Source organism: Anabaena sphaerica FACHB-251 (assembly GCF_014696825.1).
Lineage (GTDB): Bacteria > Cyanobacteriota > Cyanobacteriia > Cyanobacteriales > Nostocaceae > RDYJ01.
Genome location: NZ_JACJQU010000009.1, coordinates 155,498 through 175,714, shown reverse-complemented (window position 1 = coordinate 175,714; position 20,217 = coordinate 155,498). Strand labels below are relative to the sequence as shown.

Annotated in this window: 17 protein-coding genes; 12 read left to right on the top strand and 5 right to left on the bottom strand. The window is 38.7% G+C overall.

Features of this window, described 5'->3' with window-relative positions; translation table 11 throughout:
- Window positions 1-63 precede the first annotated feature (63 nt).
- Both hrmK and larE read left to right on the top strand, forming a co-directional pair.
- Window positions 64-1,905, top strand: coding sequence for a hybrid histidine kinase/response regulator HrmK (gene hrmK / locus H6G06_RS16395; protein ID WP_190561958.1), 1,842 nt, complete (start codon window positions 64-66; stop codon window positions 1,903-1,905).
- Between the two features lie 171 nt (window positions 1,906-2,076).
- Complete coding sequence (gene larE / locus H6G06_RS16390; RefSeq protein ID WP_190561956.1) at window positions 2,077-2,898, top strand: ATP-dependent sacrificial sulfur transferase LarE; 822 nt, start codon at window positions 2,077-2,079, stop codon at window positions 2,896-2,898.
- Between the two features lie 60 nt (window positions 2,899-2,958).
- Here larE and H6G06_RS16385 read toward each other — a convergent pair whose 3' ends face one another.
- Window positions 2,959-4,095 (bottom strand): SGNH/GDSL hydrolase family protein, encoded by a 1,137-nt coding sequence (locus H6G06_RS16385; RefSeq protein ID WP_190561954.1) that lies wholly within the window; start codon window positions 4,093-4,095, stop codon window positions 2,959-2,961.
- Window positions 4,096-4,316: 221 nt separating this feature from the next.
- Between H6G06_RS16385 and H6G06_RS16380 the strand changes: the two genes are divergently transcribed.
- Window positions 4,317-4,529: a hypothetical protein gene (locus H6G06_RS16380; protein ID WP_190561952.1), complete on the top strand. Its 213-nt coding sequence runs from the start codon at window positions 4,317-4,319 to the stop codon at window positions 4,527-4,529.
- A gap of 560 nt (window positions 4,530-5,089) precedes the next feature.
- Here the strand turns inward: H6G06_RS16380 and H6G06_RS16375 are convergent.
- From H6G06_RS16375 to H6G06_RS16365, 3 genes are all read right to left on the bottom strand, one after another.
- The gene (locus H6G06_RS16375) at window positions 5,090-6,325 is read right to left on the bottom strand and encodes a DUF445 family protein (RefSeq protein ID WP_190561950.1); all 1,236 of its coding nucleotides are present in this window, start codon (window positions 6,323-6,325) and stop codon (window positions 5,090-5,092) included.
- A gap of 158 nt (window positions 6,326-6,483) precedes the next feature.
- Window positions 6,484-7,194, bottom strand: coding sequence for a bifunctional demethylmenaquinone methyltransferase/2-methoxy-6-polyprenyl-1,4-benzoquinol methylase UbiE (ubiE, locus tag H6G06_RS16370; protein ID WP_199306752.1), 711 nt, complete (start codon window positions 7,192-7,194; stop codon window positions 6,484-6,486).
- Between the two features lie 197 nt (window positions 7,195-7,391).
- Window positions 7,392-8,336: a response regulator gene (locus H6G06_RS16365; RefSeq protein WP_190561948.1), complete on the bottom strand. Its 945-nt coding sequence runs from the start codon at window positions 8,334-8,336 to the stop codon at window positions 7,392-7,394.
- Between the two features lie 263 nt (window positions 8,337-8,599).
- Between H6G06_RS16365 and H6G06_RS16360 the strand changes: the two genes are divergently transcribed.
- The gene (locus H6G06_RS16360; RefSeq protein ID WP_190561946.1) at window positions 8,600-9,685 is read left to right on the top strand and encodes a RuBisCO accumulation factor 1; all 1,086 of its coding nucleotides are present in this window, start codon (window positions 8,600-8,602) and stop codon (window positions 9,683-9,685) included.
- Between the two features lie 247 nt (window positions 9,686-9,932).
- Here the strand turns inward: H6G06_RS16360 and H6G06_RS16355 are convergent, their stop codons facing one another.
- Window positions 9,933-11,594, bottom strand: a complete 1,662-nt coding sequence (locus tag H6G06_RS16355) for a glycosyltransferase family 39 protein (RefSeq protein WP_190561944.1) — start codon at window positions 11,592-11,594, stop codon at window positions 9,933-9,935.
- Between the two features lie 131 nt (window positions 11,595-11,725).
- Here H6G06_RS16355 and H6G06_RS16350 point away from each other — a divergent pair, with 131 nt between their 5' ends.
- The 8 genes from H6G06_RS16350 (at window position 11,726) to H6G06_RS16315 (ending at window position 20,155) form a co-directional block, all read left to right on the top strand.
- Window positions 11,726-14,104, top strand: a complete 2,379-nt coding sequence (locus H6G06_RS16350; protein ID WP_190561942.1) for an ATP-dependent helicase — start codon at window positions 11,726-11,728, stop codon at window positions 14,102-14,104.
- Window positions 14,105-14,144: 40 nt separating this feature from the next.
- Window positions 14,145-14,585, top strand: a complete 441-nt coding sequence (locus H6G06_RS16345) for a hypothetical protein (protein WP_190561940.1) — start codon at window positions 14,145-14,147, stop codon at window positions 14,583-14,585.
- A gap of 135 nt (window positions 14,586-14,720) precedes the next feature.
- Window positions 14,721-15,689: a hypothetical protein gene (locus tag H6G06_RS16340; RefSeq protein ID WP_190561937.1), complete on the top strand. Its 969-nt coding sequence runs from the start codon at window positions 14,721-14,723 to the stop codon at window positions 15,687-15,689.
- 147 nt (window positions 15,690-15,836) lie between these two features.
- Window positions 15,837-16,034, top strand: coding sequence for a 50S ribosomal protein L35 (gene rpmI / locus H6G06_RS16335; RefSeq protein ID WP_190561935.1), 198 nt, complete (start codon window positions 15,837-15,839; stop codon window positions 16,032-16,034).
- A 21-nt stretch (window positions 16,035-16,055) separates the two neighbouring features.
- Window positions 16,056-16,412: a 50S ribosomal protein L20 gene (rplT, locus tag H6G06_RS16330; RefSeq protein WP_190561933.1), complete on the top strand. Its 357-nt coding sequence runs from the start codon at window positions 16,056-16,058 to the stop codon at window positions 16,410-16,412.
- 120 nt (window positions 16,413-16,532) lie between these two features.
- The gene (locus H6G06_RS16325) at window positions 16,533-17,315 is read left to right on the top strand and encodes a transporter substrate-binding domain-containing protein (protein ID WP_190561931.1); all 783 of its coding nucleotides are present in this window, start codon (window positions 16,533-16,535) and stop codon (window positions 17,313-17,315) included.
- A gap of 121 nt (window positions 17,316-17,436) precedes the next feature.
- Entirely contained in the window at window positions 17,437-17,961 is a 525-nt protein-coding gene (locus H6G06_RS16320) for a tetratricopeptide repeat protein (RefSeq protein WP_190561929.1), read from the top strand.
- A gap of 88 nt (window positions 17,962-18,049) precedes the next feature.
- Complete coding sequence (locus H6G06_RS16315) at window positions 18,050-20,155, top strand: primary-amine oxidase (RefSeq protein ID WP_242039719.1); 2,106 nt, start codon at window positions 18,050-18,052, stop codon at window positions 20,153-20,155.
- Window positions 20,156-20,217: the final 62 nt, after the last annotated feature.

Here is a 20,217-nt window from a genome sequence, read left to right as displayed (position 1 = left end):
ATACATAAAATCCAGTTCATATTTTTCTGCCAAGGTTTAATTTCTTTGGCTGTCTAGTTGACCATGCAGCAGTCTTCAAGCTTACCAGAACACAACTCCCAGACAGATGGAACGCCAAAACTTTTACATACAATCCAGCAACTGCGGGATAACTTGTGGTTGGAGAGCAGCTTGAATCAGTTACAGAGTCATCTCAATGATTGCCTCCTTGCGGCTGCTAATACGATGGCACAGGCAACAACGACAGAAGCAGAAATTTATCAAACTGTAGTCAACGAACTCCAAAACGTTTTGAATGCCAGTTGGGTAGCGTTCACGCAGTGTGCCGTAAGCATAGCTCAATGTCAACCACAAGCCATAGTGGGTAAGATTTGCTATGTTTCTAGTTCCCTCACCCCAGGAAAATCAATTCCAGAAATCAGATGCCAACAAGGGACAAAGCTGCACTTGAGATTAGACACTACCATCAGACTAGAAGATTTGCAGCAAATGGAGAAACAAACACCTCCGAGTGCTTGGCGTTTAGCTGATGATCATAGCGGTGTAATGGCATGGGTAATCATTGCCATACCAAACCCCAACTCTAATGGTGTCCCAAGTAAGCCATTATTGACTCCCGTGCGATCGCAATTGATCAAAAGAACAATCCAGCATTGTAATACAGCCTTGGCACAACTGAGGCAAATCCAATCTTGGCAACAACGTTGTCAACAATTAGCTCATTTTAATCAGGAACTAGAACGCACCAATCAACTTAAAAACCAGTTTCTGGCCAATACGAGTCACGAAATCCGCACACCTTTAAGTTCTATTATTGGCTTTACCCATCTGCTTCTAGCTCAAGGTTACGAACCAGACAAACAGCGTCATCAAGAGTATTTACACATCATCCAATCCAGTGGTAAGCATTTGTTAGCTTTGATTAATGATATTTTGGATCTCTCCAAAATTGAAGCCAACCAGCTAGAAGTACAATGGGAAGTAGTTGATCTACCCACATTGTGTCGCAATGTTTTAGCTTTAGTCAAAGAGAAAGCCGCTAATAAAGGTTTAAAACTCCGTTTAGAAATAGAACCAGATGTAAAAAATTTATTAGCCGATCCTTTGCGACTCAAGCAAATGCTACTGAATCTACTCTTCAATGCTGTCAAATTTACAAATTCAGGTAGTGTCGGTTTACGGGTAGCTAAACAAGATTTATCTTTACGGTTTACAGTTTGGGATACTGGAATTGGCATCTCTACAGAAAACCAATCTTTACTATTTCGTCCCTATAGTCAAATTATTAATTCCGATTCTAGTAGCAACGAAGGTACTGGTTTAGGGTTGGTGGTGACACAGCAACTTGCCCAAATTCATGGTGGTTATTTAGAGTTAGAATCGCAAGTAAATCAAGGCTCATCTTTTACTATCTTCCTTCCCCTCAAACCAACAGGGAAAGTGTTGGAAGCAATAGAAGCAAAGGCACAAAAGGATTTAGAATTGAGTCAACAGGTAAGTAATTATTCTGGTTCTTTGTCTTCCTCTCATATTCCCATCAGTTCCTCACGAGAAATTTTGTTAGTAGAAGATGATTTAGCAAATTCTGAATTAATGCGAATTTATCTAGGTAGATTGGGTTATCAGGTAATTTGTGTTAAAAATGCTCAGGAAATGTGGATAAATCTGCCACAGATAACACCAGCATTAATTTTAATGGATGTGAATCTGCCAGATACTAACGGTTTGAGCTTGGTGGAACAATTACGAAAACATCCCCAATATCAGAATATACCCATAATTGCCCAAACAGCAATGGCTATGAAAGGGGATAGAGAAACTTGTTTAGCTGCTGGTGTTAATGACTATATTTCTAAACCCATAGATTTACAACTTTTAGGTAGTATGGTGGCAAAATATAGTTAATTGTCTGATAGCGTAGCGTGGCGCAAGCCATATCAGGATTTTCAGGATTGAAGGATTTACAGGATGACGATTTTTGATAATTATTTGTCAGAATCGGGATTTACCTTGACAGAGTATGGGGACAACGGATGACTACAATAGTAGTTGTCAAGTCTTATGGGTTTTGACAGGATGATGTTAACAGAAAAACTAGAACAATTAAAAGCCTTATTTGCGGAAATGGAGCAGGCGTTGATAGCCTACTCTGGGGGAGTTGATAGTACATTAGTTGCGAAGATTGCCTATGACGTGTTGGGCGATCGCGCTTTGGCTGTAACTGCGGTTTCTCCTTCCCTACTACCAGAAGAATTAGCAGACGCGACAGCACAAGCAGCAACTATTGGGATAGCCCATAAAATTGTCCATACTCACGAGATGGAAAATCCCAACTACACCTCAAACCCTGTGAACCGTTGCTATTTTTGCAAAAGTGAATTACACGACACACTCAAGCCTTTAGCCTTAGAGTTAGGATATCCTTATGTGGTAGATGGGGTAAACGCTGATGATTTGCATGATTATCGCCCCGGAATTCAAGCTGCTAAAGAAAGAGGTGCGCGATCGCCCTTAGCAGAAATAGGTGTTACCAAAGCCGAAGTCCGTCAACTTTCCCAACAACTCGGTTTACCTTGGTGGGAGAAACCAGCCCAACCCTGTTTAAGTTCTCGCTTTCCCTACGGTGAAGAAATTACCATAGCCAAATTACAGCGAGTTGGTAGAGCAGAAATTTATTTAAGAAATTTGGGATGGGATAACTTGCGGGTACGTTCCGAAGGGGACACGGCCAGAATTGAATTACCACCAGAAAAAATTGCAGATTTTGTCTTAAAAACAGACTTACCCACCCTTGTGAGTACGTTTCAGAATTTAGGATTTATTTACGTCACCTTAGATTTAGAAGGTTATCGCAGCGGTAAATTAAATCAAGTTTTACAGCATATTGCAGCCCCATAAAATTCACAATTGATTTGCTCCTATTCTCTTCTTACTGTCACCTGTCACCTGTCACCTACCTCACAGCCGTTGAGCGACTATATATTCTATCTTGTATAGGGCGGCTTGCCATACAGCATATCCTGCTGGTGATAAATGCACACCATCTGTCGTTAAGTCCGAACGTAAGTTCCCGTCAAAATCTGTAAACCAATTGTGGATATTTAGATAATTAGCACCTTCTTGTCTAGCAATTAAGCCAATTTGGGCGTTGATATGACGAATACGGCTGTTGGGAATTTGAGTTCGGTGAATAGGCAAAATTGATTGCACCATAATTTGACTTTTTGGGTGAGTGTGGCGCAAGCTACGAATAATCCGGCGATGATTGAGTAAAATTGTCTGATCACTAGCACCCTTGAGTAAGTCATTAATCCCAATCATTACATAAATTACTTCTGGCCGTGTCGTCGAAAATGCTGTTAATCTTCTCAAAACACCTGTAGAACTATCTCCTGATATTCCTTGATTCAGCCACAATTTACCAGCAGGTAGTTTTTCTTTAGGAAACCACATACTCAAAGAATCACCCACCAAGATACTCAAACGATTTGTACCTTGTCCTTGGGAAATAGCTCTAGCTTCCATAGCTAACAAGCTTTTCCAATCTTGATAACTGAGTTTATCTTTTTTGTCTGACTTCCTAGATGAGTGTAAATCTTCATCATCTACACGGGTGTAAATTTGACCAGTTTTCAGGGATGCCAATCTTAGATAGTACATTTGACTCCCAGATAGTCGAGTTTGCTTGGTTTTCTGAGAACTGAAGTTCAATGATGCTTTTATAGGTGCTGGAAAAACATTGTTTGCTAATTCTGCCAACAAGATGTCAACCCTGGGACTGATTTTTTCTATCTGTACTGAGGAAGTTTCAGATATGGATACAGATTGATTGCTGAATTCTGGCAAAAAGATGCTTTTCTGGCGTACTGGTAACTGTGAACTCCCTGGTTTGGATATAGTTTGACTACTGAATTCTGGTAAAGAAATGTCAACTTTAGAGGTAACTTTTTCACCTACTGGGAACTGTGAACGTGGGTTTAAATCCTCCAGAAATCCAGTATTTTCTGGTGGGAGACTCGACATCTTTGGGAGAGCCGATGTTGGTACTGTCAATCCTGTTAACAAGCTTGCTGCCAACAGATAAGGTTCCTTCATCGTTTTTTCTTTCCTTGTAAGTACTCACTACTTTTCCTTATGACAGCCATATCTGGCTGAATTCAGGAAAATTTTACTTTCCTTACGCTGTATCAATATCCCCCATCAGAATGTAATTCTGTGGTTTTTAGTATAAAATATTACATATAAAGATAATTGTTAAATTTTATTCTATATACAATAACGTCGTTTAAAGTGCTAAGATTTATGCGAAGTCATTAATGTTTCCTCTTATTTCCGTGGCTAGAGCTAGTACCGCAATTGGCGTGAGTCCAATCATTAAAGAGATTGTGCAAAAACAGGCACATTCTACACGTTTAACCTTAAAAGAGGTTATTCTCATGGGGATGTTAGCAATTGATAAGCTGGACGATCAAGGTCGTCAAGAGTTAGCTGATCAAGTGCATCAAATGCAAGTCAATGGTGATATATAAATCAGCTTGAGAAGTCTAAACTCTAAAGTTGCCAGTGCAACAACTTTGATTGCACCCACGACATTAGTAGAACCACAACTGCTCAAGTATTGACTATTGGCTAAGTCAAAAGCAACTTCCCTTTCCATCAACCTCATTCAGTTCAAAAGATACCTAGTGGTGTGTTGAGTTACATCAAGAAAACCCGTTCTTTTGGAAAAAGCGAAGGGGGCTAAAAATAGATCCCCTTCATCAGTTAACAACTTAATAAAGAACTCAGCGAAACTCTGAGGATAACGCACTGGATTAAGTTTAATTACCGCTGGTTTACAGCAACGTAAATCAGCACTACTAAATCCAGAGATGCCAATTTATCGCAAATTCGGCGAAATTGCGCTTTAGTTATCCTTCGAGAATTTCTGCCCAATCTTGTGTCCATCAGGACAAATATCGGCTTTATACCAATTTTGGAGTAAGTTTTGTGTATTCTGGCTATAAAGCTATGAACTACACCTACTTTCTATGCTGAGTACGGGGTTTATACATCCCCGACTCAAAATTTTTTAAAATTAAGTCCTAAGTTAATATCGACTCAAAACTAAAAATCCTATCTGAAATAACCCAACAACAAAACCTAAAATACCGCCTAAAGTCACAATTGCCTGTAGTTCATTTTTGACAATTCCTTCAATTGCTGCTTCTAAATCAGCAGGTGAAGTTGATTTTACTCGGTCAACAATTACTTGATCTATAGATAAAATGGGAATTACTTGGGCGACAATTGCTTCTAAATCTCTTTCTAAATAACGTTCTAAAATAGAAGCTAACTCTTGAGAAACTACTTCTAAAGAAGTATTGACTACTGGTGAATTTCGCAAACGATTCAGCAACAAGACAGAAATATTTTCCCAGTCTGCGGATTCGGTTAATTCCTGTAATAAATTGCCACCACTTTTTTGTAAATAATGACGCACACTCTCCCTGGTGGTTTTTCTGAGTTGACGGACTGTGCCAACAGGTAAGTTTTGTAAAGATAAATCTTGTAATAATTTTTTGAGGCGATCGCGCATTTGCAACTCTTGGGTTAATTCTTGCAAGCGTTTATTAGTAGCCTCTTTTTCATCTAAACAAAAAGTCCGTAACCGGGTGAGAGTATTACGTAAACCAAATAGATTCGCGACTACCCAGTAAGTACCGCTGGTTTTTTCTCGAAAGCTGTCATCAATAGTTTGAATTGTCCGATCCGTCAAAAAATCAACTATTGCCTGTCTTAGAACATCAGGTGGTAAAACCACTTGCAACAACCAATCAGCTAACCGTGTAGATTGTTCTTCAGTGAGTTGAAATTCCAGTAATATCTGGTCAAAAATCTGATTGATTTGTGCTTCTAAAAAATTTTCCTGTCGTGCTAAAACTTTTAGGAGACGTGGTAGCGACTCTCCTAACAAATCCCGTAAAATTCCCGCGACAATTTTCACACTTTTCTGGTTTTTATCACCTTGGATTTGTTCAATCGCCAATTGCAATAACCAGAGAATCGCGCCTTGTACCCGTTCTGTTTGTAAGAGTCGCTTCGCCAGCTTTTGTAATTCTTCTGGCGTTAACAGCGATCCCATAATGGTATTAGAAATATTTTTCGCCAAACGCTCCTGATTGCGGGGAATCAATCCAGGAGTAAAAGGCACTCTGCGCCCCAGCAGATAAATAGCTCGATAGGGGCGAAATAGCATTTTTATGGCTATATCGTTGGTGAAATAGCCGATAACTCCACCCAGAACGGGGGGTGATACGTAAAGCCAAAGATGAGACCAATCCACAGGATTTTGGATTAGAGAAAGAGGACAAGGAATTGGGGACTGGTGACTGGGGACTGGTGACTGGGGACTGGGGAAATTAACCCTCCGCCTTTTGCCTTCTGTATCCTGACTCCTGACTCCCAACTAGCAACTTAATATTACTTAGTAATTATGAATTATCAATTATGAATTACTAACACTCCCATCATACCGTTAGAAATGGGGTAATGTGTGGCATTGACAAAACCAGCTTTTTGTGCTATCTTCACCTGTTCTTTACCCATGGGGAAGCGGTCTAAACTGGGACTGATATAAGCATATTCTTCTTTGACACCTAAATGAGTTGCCAGAGGAACGACGAGGTGATCTAAATACCACTGCTGAAAAGCGCGGAATATTTCGTTACTAGGCCGATGAAAATCTAAAATTGCTGCTTTACCACCAGGTTTGAGGACACGATATATTTCTTGGAGACTACGAGGAATATCTTTTACGTTTCTTAAACCATAGCCCATTGTGATGGCATCAAATTGATGGTCGTCAAAGGGTAGATTAAGGACATCAGCTTCTATCCAAGTGATAGGAGGTTGAGGGTAATATCTTTGGCAACGTTCTTTGGCGGTTGCCAGTAAGTTACAGGAGAAGTCTACACCATAGACCTTTCCCGTCACTCCCACACGTCGTGCTAATCGAAAGGTTAAATCACCACTACCGCAGCATAAATCTAAACAAGTATCTCCTGGTTTAGCTGCGCTCCATTTGACCGTCATTTCTTTCCAGATCCGGTGTTGTCCCAGACTTAAGTAATCGTTTAATTGGTCATAAACCGGGGCAATACGGTCAAAAATGCTGCGGATTTCGTCGTTAATGGGTAATTGGTGATTGGTCATCCGATTTTGGATTTTGGATTTTGGATTAATATCACGGCCTATTTTCTTATAAATCTGGGTCTTGTATAGCAATGGACAGGGTGGTAGTTCACGAACTAATAGTGTAGGCTTCAGCCATTCATAAAAATCAGATACTCAGATACTAAAGGACTTTTAGTGCTGTCACCTGTCACCTGTCACCTGTCACCTATCACCTATCACCTGCTATAGCTGCTGGAAAGAGCGATCGCTACTAATTGTACTGACAGATGAATGAGGTTAAGTTCATCTGCTCTTAAATTACAAGGTTGTTGCCACTGTAGCGATAATACCCCTAACATCTGCTGCCTATAAATAATCGGGATGATTAAATGTGCTTGGACTCCAGCTTCTTGGTAGTGAGCAAGACTACTGAGATTAGGGTCTTTAGGTATATTTAGTGAAGATTGGATTTGACCAGTAGCTATCGCTGCTTTGAAGAGTGGATCTTGGGAGAGCCAATTTTCAATCACGCCCTTCTCACTGTAAACCCCTTGGGTTCCCACCAAAGTATTTCCTTCTATAAGTTGTAAAATACAGCCATCAGCCGTAAAAGTTTCACTAAAGGCTTTAGCAATGGGACTGAGGATTTCCTCCAAGTTAGAAGCAGCTTGGGTTACTTCCACCAAAACAGTCAAAAGCTGCATTTGGGCATTAGCGCGGCGTAGTTCTTCCGTTCGCTGTTTAAGCAAATCATAGGTCGCGGCTGCTCTTTGCACCACCTCCTTTAATTCTCCAGAATCCCAAGGTTTGGTGATGTATTTGAAAACTTGACCGGCATTAATCGCTTCTACCAAGTCTTCAATATCAGTAAATCCAGTGAGGATAATTCTGACTGTATCGGGAAATTGTGGTAAAGTCCTGCTCAGAAATTCGGTTCCTTTCATTTCTGGCATTCGCTGATCAGAGATGATCACTGCTACTTCACCCTCTTGTTCCAATAATTCCAGAGCATTTACACCACTGTCAGCTTTAAGGACGTTAAAATCACGGCGAAAGGTGCGATAAAGTAGATCCAGATTATCTGGTTCATCATCAACTACCAGAATTTTAAGTTTTTTTGAGCGTTCGCGACTACTCAATTGAGAGCGCACTTGCTCAATTTCGAGATTGTGGTTATCCATAAGTTTCTTTATATGTTCTTTACGATTTTGTTATATTCCATTCAAGGCTGAGTTGATCATCCTGGTCAGTCACTGAATCAACATAAAATTTTTGTGCAGGCACTTAGAGATTAAAATAAGATTTGCTCCTTAGATTAAGCTGTAACATATTTTAATTACATCTTGATTGATAAGCTCAGAAACTTAAAGCTAATGCCAGCACTAAAGTCAACAGTTTAAAACTTACTAATCACCATATTAAATAGAAGCTTGCTATTTCGATTATGACTGAACTACCATCCAACACTCAAGATCCTGCGAATACTGCTAATGATACAGCACAAGAATTATTAGTCAAATTGAGACAAAAACAAGGTAACTGGGTGGAATGGGGAGTAGCGATCGCCTACCTCCTAAAAAACGGTTACAATCCCCAAGAAATCTTTGAATCAACTGGATTTGAGCCAATTCAACAAAATCAGGTAATTGTTGGCGCTCAGGTTTACAGTGCTTTAGAAAAGTTTGGCGCATCCGAAGCAACACGGGCGTACTATGGTGCAAGGGCTAGTGATATTCTCTATGAACTACGTTTGCTGACTCAAGAAGATCGAGCCGCTGCCGCTGATCTGATTTTTATCCATAAACTTGACGTAGATGAAGCGCGGGATATAGCCAAAGCAATTAAAGATTTTTCTCGCTTTTCTACCCCACCAGAGGGGTTTACCAAGCATCCAGGGGATGCAGTAGCTTACCAAGCTTGGAAATTAGCCAGACAGAACTCTGATTTACAAGAGCGATCGCGCTTAATTGCTAGGGGTTTGCGCTTTGTTCACTCGCCCACAGCTAGGAAACAAATCGAACAACTATTAACTGATTTTACCGTAGTTCCCCAACGTCCTGCCCCAATTCTCCCATTCTTCCGGCTAGAGTCGGATGAAGAATTACCCCGGCTTGTACCTGTGGTGGGTGAATTACCACTGACACCTCAAGATGTAAAAGCTGTACCTATAATTACAGAAGTTAGTCCATTTCGCATGGTTAAATTTACTGGTGAACAAGCTTGGGTAGCTTTACCAGGTTGGCAAATATTACGGGCTGCGGAAGATCCGGTTGTAATTGTGGCTAGTAGTGATATTTTTCCTAGCCCCACGCAAACGTACATAGAACCAATTTTAATCGTCATAGATCGCGCCCAAAGAGATTGGGATGTTTCTAGTTACTTTGCGTTTGATAATGCTGGAGAAGTTGATTTTCAGTGGTTTGAAACCGCACCGGAAAATACTTTGTTAGGGAAAATTATCATCATTTTACGTCCTAAGAAAGTTCTCGATGAAGAATTTAACAAGGATGCTTGGCAGATTGATGAATAAATATTAGGGACTGGGGAATGGGGATAAATCAAGTCAAAAGTCAAAATTAAATAGATTCTGCCTATTCCCTATTACCGGGAGTATCCCAAATGTGTAAGTTTATTTTTTTTTAAATCTGGCAATGACTCCAAGGCTTGATATGAATCAACCGCAAAGGACACAAAGTTAAGAGGGTTTAAGAAAGTTTTTAGTATTGCTGCGTTTATTTTTGCTTGCATGGGGATGCTCCCCTATTACCTGTTGCCTATTATGACTTACCACAGCGATAAAGTTGATAGGGATATGAGCCAATACGATGGTGGTGATTAATGTCTATATTACAAGTAATTTTTTCCGCAAGTGTTAACTGTGCTGCAAAATCTTTTCTTTCCATGCTTGAACCTATAAACCATAAATTAAACTGAGATGTATTGGGTGGATAAAAGTGAGGAACTTTGTGATTAATAGTGGAGAAATCAGCAGAGTTATCTAAAAAAGCTAGACTATCTTGATATTGAATTGTTGAATCATTATTTCTCAATTTTTTTAATGCTAAAGCAAAACTTAATCCTGCTGCTACATCTTGATAATTGTCGTATTTAACCACCAATATCAAGGGTACAGCAGGCTCTAAATTCATATTGTCGGCAACTTTGTCAGGTAGAAAGGGTTTTTGAAATGTTAAATTATTAACAACAAAAATACAACTGATTATACCTAATATTAAAAAGATATATTTAGAAATTCTGATTTTATCGAAGCTTGCTGCAAGTAGAGCGCAAAAACTAGGATAATAGACAAAGCTATAACGGGGTACAATAGTAATATCTTTACCTAATAAATAGGCAATGGCGAAGAATTGAAATAATACAAAAAAAGTGAAACTTGAAAGCGTGAATATAGATAAATGGGTTGTATGGTTTGACCATAATAATTTGAGATTTGCTAACACTTGTAACCCCACCCAGATCGTAAACATCACCATGAAAAAACCACAAATAACCTGAATTACTAAAGGCTGATTTTCCACGGGGAGAGTAATTATCATTAATACCCAGTTGAGCAGAGTTTGATAGATAGGTTCAATGTTTTGAGGAGATGACAACCAGTTAGTTTCTGAACTGCGAAAATGGCGATAAGATACCATTAACCAGGGAATGAAGCTAATAATAACAGTGCAGATAGAAAAAATTAAATATAAATAGATTTGGCGGAAGTTAATGATTTTGGATCTACCCCGGTAAATTAGTAGTGATAGGGTGATAATTTGGGCGTTGAAAGAGAGAATAAAGAAATAGTGAACATAAAGACCAATACTATTAATAATAGTCCATGATAGCCAGACCCAAAATATAGAAAGGTTGTTATAAAAAATATCTCGCTGAATCTGGATGAGCAAGAATAATGATAAGATGATTAATAGCATAGGTAAAGTGTAGTGCCTTGCTTCTTGGGAGAGATAAACAGCAAAGGGGGATAAAGCCATAAACAATGCTGCCATAATTCCAGATGTGGGAGAAAAGGCCAGACTATTAACACCATAAATTGCTATGATTGCAGCTATACCAAATAAAGCGGGGAGCGATCGCAATTTTGCCACCAAACCTGCACCCAGGGGATGTAACCACTCTAACCAACCATACATTCCACAAAAAAACAGCGGTGGATGGGTGGAATAATTAGCAATATTTTTCGCAATTTGCAAACAACTAACCCCAGACTGAAAAGTAAAAATTTCCTGTAGTTGGTGGAGAGGAAAGACTACATCTAAAGGTAAATCACGGTAATTTTTACCCAAACTAAAAATAGCGGTAATGATTTCATCTAACCATAGAGTTTTTAAATCCAAATGCCAAAAGCGTAAAATAGCCCCCAGTGCAATCACACCAGTTAAACCTAGATAATGTAGATAAAGTTGGCGATTTATCATTATGTATTGATTAGTAATTTATATTAATTGGTGGGATAGCATCTGCGGAAATATAAAGAAAAGCACATAAATAATAATCAATATTTTTTAATTTTTCCCCTTATAAACAACAAAAAAGCCTAAATTTTAATATGTCAAAAGATAAGTTTACAGATATATATCCTCAAGAAACCGTGGAATCAGGAGAGATTCAACAATCATCTGTGACTAGGTTAGGGGAACAGATTGACGAAATTCGTGATAAATTGCGGCCTGGACAAAAGCAAATGGCTGACTGGGAAACGGGACCATTGGCTGTATCTGCTGTTCCTGGTGCTGGTAAATCAACAGGGATGGCTGCGGCTGCGGCCATAGCAATAGCGCGTCAATATCAGCGTTCTGTTTCCACAGGTAAGAGTTATCGCCGTCAGTTAGTAGTTGTCACTTTTACCCGTTCTGCTGCTGCTAACCTGAAATTCAAAATCCGCACCAAGTTAAAAGAATTATCCTTACCGCAAACAGGTTTTGTAGTTTATACCCTGCATGGTTTAGCCTTAAATATAGCCAGTCGTCATCCTGACTTATCAGGTTTGCAGTTAGAAAACGTCTCATTAATTACTCCTAATCAAACCCATCGTTTCATCCGTATAGCCGTAGAACAATGGATTAATAATCATCCTGGAATTTATCGCTGCTTACTAGAAGGTCAACAATTTGACGGAGAAGAAACAGAAAAGTTGCGTCGTCAGTCTGTGCTGCGAACTGAAGTATTACCAGATTTGGCTTATACCGTGATTCATGAAGCTAAAAGTTCGGGAATCTTACCTGAAAAACTGTACAAGTGGAGTGAAAAAAGCAAAGACCCCTATCAAATTTTACGTGTCGCGGCAGGATTGTATGAAGAATATCAAAAATTAATGCAATTACAGGACTTCATAGATTATGATGATATGATTTTAGCGTCCTTACGTGTGTTAGAAAATCCTAGCGCCCGCAAGATTGAAAAAAACAAAATTTTCGCCGTTTTTGAAGATGAAGCCCAAGATTCTAGCCAACTCCAAACGCAACTTTTAGAAATATTAGCTAGTGAGGGAGATGGGACTAATTCAGATAAATCAATACTCAACTTAGTCAGAGTTGGTGATCCTAATCAAGCGATTAACTCAACTTTTACTCCTGCTGATCCGATTTATTTTCGTGACTTTTGTAAACAGTGCGATGTTGATGAACGACTAGCAACAATGAATCAAGCTGGACGCAGTAGCCGGATTATTATTGATGCTGCTAACTTTGCTTTGGATTGGGTTAATAGTCAATGGTTGGCAACCACTAACAACAAACAAACACCATTTTTGGCTCAAAAAATTGAAGCTGTTAATTTGGGTGATCCCCAACCAGATGCTAATCCCGTAGCAGTTGGTAAAGGCTTGGAATTATATAGCCCGCGTGATATTCATCAGACAGTTGAGTTACTTTCCCAGAGAGTTGTAGAGTTATTCACGCAAAATTCCGAATCCTGTGCGGCCGTATTGGTGCGAGAAAATCGCCAAGGTAGATGGTTAGCAGAAACCTTAGAACCGATATGCAAAGAACATAATATTAAACTTTATGATGTGGGAGAAAGGGAAAGGCGTTCTCATGTACCTCAAGAAATTTTATCAATATTGCAATTTTGCGATCGCCCCCACTCCCCTGATTATCTTAAAGCTGCGTTAGATGTTCTCGTACAACGTCAATTAATTCCCACCCAAGACTTGAACTCCCTAGCTATTTTACCAGAAGAATTCTTATATCCTGGACCATTAGCCACTCCCCAAACTGAGATAGTTAAAAAAGCTGCTCATTTGTGTCGAAGTTTGCTTCGCGCTCGTTTAGAACTACCGATATATCAAATTATTTCTTTTTTAGCTTTAACCTTAAATTATGACCAAGCAGAATTAGCTACAGCTGACAAACTTGCGGAACGGGTAAACCTGCAAATCTTCGGTAATAATTCCATGGGTGCAATGCTGTCAGCTTTAAGTGAAATCGTCAATTCTGAACGGTTTGAGGCAGTAGATACAGACAATTTAGAAGAACAATATACCAAAAAAGGTCAACTGACAATTATCACCATGCACAAAGCCAAAGGGCTTGATTGGGATTATGTGTTTCTGCCTTTTTTGCATGAAAATTTAATTCCTGGCAGATTTTGGGTTCCCCCCCAAAGTCAATTTTTAGGCGATTTTACTTTATCAGAAGTAGCACGCGCCCAAATTCGTGCTGCACTGCATCAAAAAGGAGAAGGTATACCTAATGTTAGCCAAGCTTGGGAAGATGCAAAATATCTAAAAATGGCGGAAGAATACCGTTTACTTTATGTTGCCATGACTAGGGCTAAAAAGTTGTTATGGATGTCTGCGGCTCAACAAGCGCCCTTTACATGGAGTAAACCGAATAATTTACAAGCCTCAGCACCTTGTCCGGTGTTTGCAGCTTTAAAACGTAAGTTTTCCGAAAATGTCATGAATTTAGCTGTAGTATCCAAGTGATAGATGAGATGCGCTCCCTGTCATTTACACCACATTAGCTATGAAAATCCAATCCTGGCTTAAATCCCTGGCTAAAAAATACGACCCCTATCTCACTTGGATTCTTGTCCTAGTTACTCTGTTTTCCATATTTTGGAATATTTATAGCATTCAAAAAGATATATCTTTAAATAAACAAAGAGAAGAAGCCCAGGAACGTCTAAATAATTACTTTCAACAAGGTGATAAACTGAGAGACAAATCGGTACAAAAAACAGCAGAAATTGAAAAAATAAACCAGGAAGTTAAACAATGTTTGGAACAAACTAAACCCGAAAATAATGAATGTGAAAATCTTTTAACTAAATCAGTTGCACTTACCGAAGAATTTAAGAATATCACCAAAGAGTACGAACAATTGATGGGAAACATAGATAAACATTACTGTTTTCTTTATCCTGATGCAACTGACAGGAACTGCGAAGAATTAAAGAAAAAGTAAGGAGTCAGTAGTGATGGGGAGAAAACTAGTTCCCAATTACCAATTACTTTTTTTAGATAAATATGGGGAACAAATGCCAGGGAAAAACAGTATATAAGTTTATCTATGTTTTACAGATTAGTCGGAAAACAAATTATGTTATCACAGATGAAAAATAACGGTAAATTATCAAAATCAATTGTTTGCGTCTTGGCTTTAAGCAGTCTGCTAGCTTGTGGAGTTGACATCAGTAATAATACATCTGTGGCTATTCCCCGGACAGAACCAACACAAATAACCCAAAATACTTTACCCAGAAATATTTCTGCGGCTGTGCTAAGAGATGCTTCGGTGCGTTCTGGCGTAAAAATACCTGATTTGCAAATTTCTCAAGTCACTCCGACAACTTTTAGCAACCGCTGTATGTTCGAGTTTAAGGAGGTTTGCACCAAGGAATTTAAACCTATTCAGGGTTGGGTTGTAGTTGTGAAGGTAAAACAGCAATCTTGGAATTATCATGTTAGTCAATCTTCGCAAATTGTGATTGACCCGAACATTAATTTTTCTAATGTTTCTCAACTGCCAAGAACTATTTCTAATAAAGTTTTGAGTGATGCTGCTAACCGTGCTGGTGTACCAAGTCGTTCTATAAAAATTATTCGTTCAACACAAAAAATCTTTGGTAATTCCTGTCAGTTCAATTTTGGTGAAATCTGTACTCAACAGTATGATCCGGTGGAAGGTTGGGAAGTGGTTGTGAAGGTAAAAGAAGAATCTTGGACTTATCATGTCAATAAGTCTGGTTCGCAAATCGTTCTTGACCCCAAAATTCTTGCTACTGAAGGTTCTAAATTACCAGAAAAGATTGCTGAGAAAGTTTTGAATGATGCTTATGAACGTTCTCGTTTGGAAACTCGCGCTATAAAAATTACTCGTACTATCCAAAAAACCTTCAGTAATTCCTGTGTGTTTAATTTCGGTGAAGTCTGTACTCAGCAATATGATCCTATTGATGGTTGGGAAGTGGTGATCAGCGTTAACAATCAATTTTGGACTTATCATGTAGATCGTACAGGCTCACGCCTTGCCTTAGATCCCAAGGTCACGGCTACTTTGAAAAAATAAAGGAGTCAAGAGTCAGGAGCAAGAATAAATATTACCTGTTCCTTGTTCCCTGTTCCCGCTGATAGCTGCTGTAATTATTGAGAAATGTTGGGTTAATTGAGTTGTCTTGGTATATAATGAGGGATTGTGTTGATTCAAAGCCATACCATGCCTAAACTCAAGACTCGCAAGGCAGCAGCGAAAAGATTCCGCGCCACCGGCAGCGGTAAAATCGTGCGTCGTAAACCTTTCAAAAATCACTTGTTAGAGCATAAGTCCTCTAGCAAAAAGAGCAATTTGTCGAAAATGGCAGTTGTCCATGAACGCGACGAAGATAACGTGCGCTTAATGCTTCCATATTTGTAAATCCTTCAGGTACTGTAAAAAATGACTCGTGTAAAACGCGGTAATGTAGCCCGTAAACGCCGCAATAAAATTCTCAAATTAGCTAAAGGTTTTCGTGGTTCTCACTCGACTTTATTTAGAACCGCTAACCAACAGGTGATGAAGGCGCTCCGCAGTGCATACCGCGATCGCAAAAAGAAAAAGCGCGATTTTCGTCGTCTGTGGATCACCCGTATTAATGCGGCTTCTAGACAACATGGCTTGAGCTATAGCCAGTTGATTGGCAATCTCAAAAAAGCTAACGTTGAACTAAACCGCAAAATGTTGGCACAGTTGGCAGTGCTTGATCCTGCAAGCTTCGCTAAAGTTGCTGAACTGGCAACCTCCGTTAAAGGATAAAGGTAGCAACGGATGAATAACGGATGTAACAGATAGCTCCTTCGGGGAATTCAAAATTAAACAAAATTAAAAATTTTGAATGGTTAATGGCAGCGTCTCGTAAAAAAGCGAAGGTCAATTATGAATCAGTTACATCTGGTATTATCCGCTACCTTAATTTTGATTTTTTGCCTGTTCTTTGGGGAGATAGATTTGGTTGCGTCTGCGGCGACTATGGCAGAAATTAAGCAGCTTGGCTATTTAACCGTGGCTGTCAAGGATAATCTCCGTCCTTTGGGATTTAGGGATGGTAACGGCAATTTACAAGGCTTGGAGATTGATTTAGCCCAGCGTTTGGCAGGTGATTTGTTAGGTAAACCGGATGCTGTGAAGTTGCAACCAGTAGCTAATAGCGATCGCTTACCTGCCGTTTTCAATCATCAAGTTGACCTGGCGATCGCCAGAGTCACAGCAACTGAATCACGCTCCCGCATAGTTACCTTCAGTGTTCCTTACTATTATGATGGAGCAGCAATAGTTACAAAGAATACAGCTATCAAGCAACTGCAAGATTTAGCAACACGTAAAATCGCCGTACTCAATCACTCTAGCACTATTGCATACATAAAATATTTTATACCTAAAGCTGAATTAGTCGGTGTTAATTCCTATGCCCAAGGACGAGAGCAGATAGAAAGCGGCAAGGTTGATGCTTTTGCTGCTGATGTCAGTGTTTTAAAGGGTTGGGTGCAAGAATATCCGCAGTATCAAATACTGCCAACCAAACTATCGACAGAACCTTTATCTGTAGTCATGCCCAAAGGATTGCAGTACGATGAATTAAGAAGAGGAGTAAATGAAGCGATCGCACGCTACACAGCTACAGGTTGGCTCAAAGAACGCACAAACTATTGGGGATTATAATAATTCATAATTCATAACTTAGAAATTTTTATTGTTAAATCTTAATTTATTTATTTCCTCATTTTCCCAGAAAGTTGATAATAGATACAGAAAGCAAGTTTAATATTTGTATTTGCAGCCAATGGATAACAATCTAGTAATCGTTTATCTCTCAATTTTCGTGGTTTTACTCCTATTTGCGGGAGTGAGTGTTTTTCGTCAGATTTTCAAAACTCGCAAACTTGAAAACTCTCTTTCCCAGTTGAAAACCAAATTGACAAAAGAGAAAGGTACTGCTCAAGAATATTACGAATTAGCCAGTATTTATTCAGAAAAAAAAGTTTTTACCCAAGCAATACCCCTATTTCAAAAAGCTATCAAAGCCGCTGAAGAAGAGGAAGAAGAAAACATCGCCCCAATTTACAATGGTTTGGGATATGTTTATTTTGCCCAAGAACAATATGATTTAGCAATTAAGCAGTATAAAGAAGCACTAAAATTCAAGCCTGATTATGTAACAGCCCTGAACAATCTTGGCCACGCTTACGAGAAGAAAAAATTAACTGCTCAGGCGTTGCAAATGTATGAAGAAGCACTAAAATTAGCACCTAATAACGCCATAGCTAAACGTCGTGCTGAATCTTTGCGGAGATTAGTTTCGGCTTAATATTCATTTATCTGTTAATTATACTGTTTCTGAGTGAGAGTTTTGAAATCAATAGATATTCATTAACTTTGCTTGGGTTTCAAACAGTATGATTAAAAAGCTCAATCATTTTTGGTATTTCCCAGAAACAAATGATACATTCTTGTGGGTTGGGCATGATGCCCAACCAAAAATAATTACAGCTAAGATATCTATTACACAAGAATTAATTAGATATTTTTCTATTAGCCAATCTCTGTTAAAACTGGCTATTGCCTGGATTATTTGCATTTTCCTATCCCTGGGATTTCCTAATATTGCATTTGCTGAAAAATCAGTTATTAACCATCCTCTCAATCCCTTAACAGAAACAGAAATTACTACCGCAGTAGAGTTATTAAGACGGGAAAAAACATTAAGCGACACAGCATTTTTTCCCATGATTACTTTACAAGAACCAGATAAAAAACAAGTCTTGAATTTTCAACCTGGGAAAAAATTTCCCCGCCAGGTTTTTTTGCAAGTTTATGAACGCGAACTCAATAAAACATTCACAGGAACAGTTGACTTAACAACCAAAACTCTAACTTCTTGGCAAGAAATACATCATGTTCAACCTGCTATTTTACCCCCAGATTATGAAATAGCAAAAGATGTAGTTAAATCTGATCCCCGCTGGCAAAAAGCTATGATAAAACGAGGAATTAAAGATTTTAACCAAGTACAAATAAGTTGTTGGGGAGCAGGAATACTAAGTAAAGAAGAAGCAGAAACTGGTAGTCGTCTCTGTCGCACATTATCCTATTATCAAGGTAAACACTGGAATTATTATTCTCGTCCCATCGAAGGCGTTTTAGTGACAGTTGATTTAAATAAAGAAGAAGTTTCTAGTTTCGTTGATTATGGTGTAGTGCCTATTTCTCAAGAAAACTGGGACTATGATGTTCGATCTTTTAGTAAATTAACTGCACCACCTAAACCATTAAAAATTACTCAGCCTGATGGTACAACCTTCAAAATTAATGGTAATGAAATTACATGGCAAGGTTGGCAATTTCGTTATTTAATGCACCCCCGTGAAGGCTTAGTTTTATATCTTGTTAAATATAATGATGGCGAAAAAATCAGCCCAATTTTATATCGTGCCAGTCTTTCAGAAATGGCAGTTCCTTACGGTGATCCAAATCCTAACTGGTCATTTCGTAACGCCTTTGATGTGGGAGAATACAACCTTGGTTTATTAGCTAATCAACTAGAATTAGGTCAAGAAATCCCTGAAAATGGGGTTTTACTAAATGCGGTATTTGCTAATGGTGAGGGAGAACCTTATACCATGCCAAGTGTAATTGGTATTTATGAAAGAGATAACGGCGTACTCTGGAAGCATTTTGACTACAACAGCCAAAAAAATTATGTCCGTCGTAATCGTGAATTAGTCATGAACATGATTACAACAGTTGATAACTATGATTATAGTTTAAATTGGATATTTCATCAAGATGGAACTCTAGAAATTGAAAATGAGTTATCAGGTATTGTTTTAGCACAAGGAACATCTGATGAAAAACAATCTAGCAATTCTTTGGGACGTTTATTAGCTAAAAATATCTTCGGTGTCAATCATCAGCATTTTTTCAATTATCGCCTAGATTTAGATGTAGATGGACAAGTTAATAATGTCATGGAAATGAATGTTAATGCTTTACCCATCAGTGAAAATAATCCTTTAGGAAATACCATCACTGTTGAAGATACATTATTAAAAACAGAAACCGAAGCAGTGCGTGATGCAGATATTAAACACAGTCGAGAATGGATGATTGCTAGTGCAGATAAAAAGAATCATGTAGGGGTTGCACCTGCATATATGTTAATGCCAGGAGGAAACACAATTTTGTATGCAGTGGAAGGTGCAAATATCAGAGAAAAAGCTGGTTTTGCAACTCATCATTTCTGGGTGACAAAATATAAATCTGGTGAAATGTATGCAGGTGGTGATTATCCTAATCAAACATCACCAGGAGAGGGTTTACCTAAATATATTGCTGATAATGAATCTTTGGAAAATGAAGATATTGTTGTTTGGTACACAATGGGTATGACTCATGTTCCTCGTCCAGAAGATTGGCCTGTAATGCCACGACATCAAGTAAGTTTTAAACTCATGCCAAGGGGATTTTTTAAGAGAAATCCAGCAATTAATTTAGGTGAGTAGTTACTTCTCGTTTCTCGTTACCTGTCTCTGACAGGTAATGAAATATATGAGGCTCTGCCTCA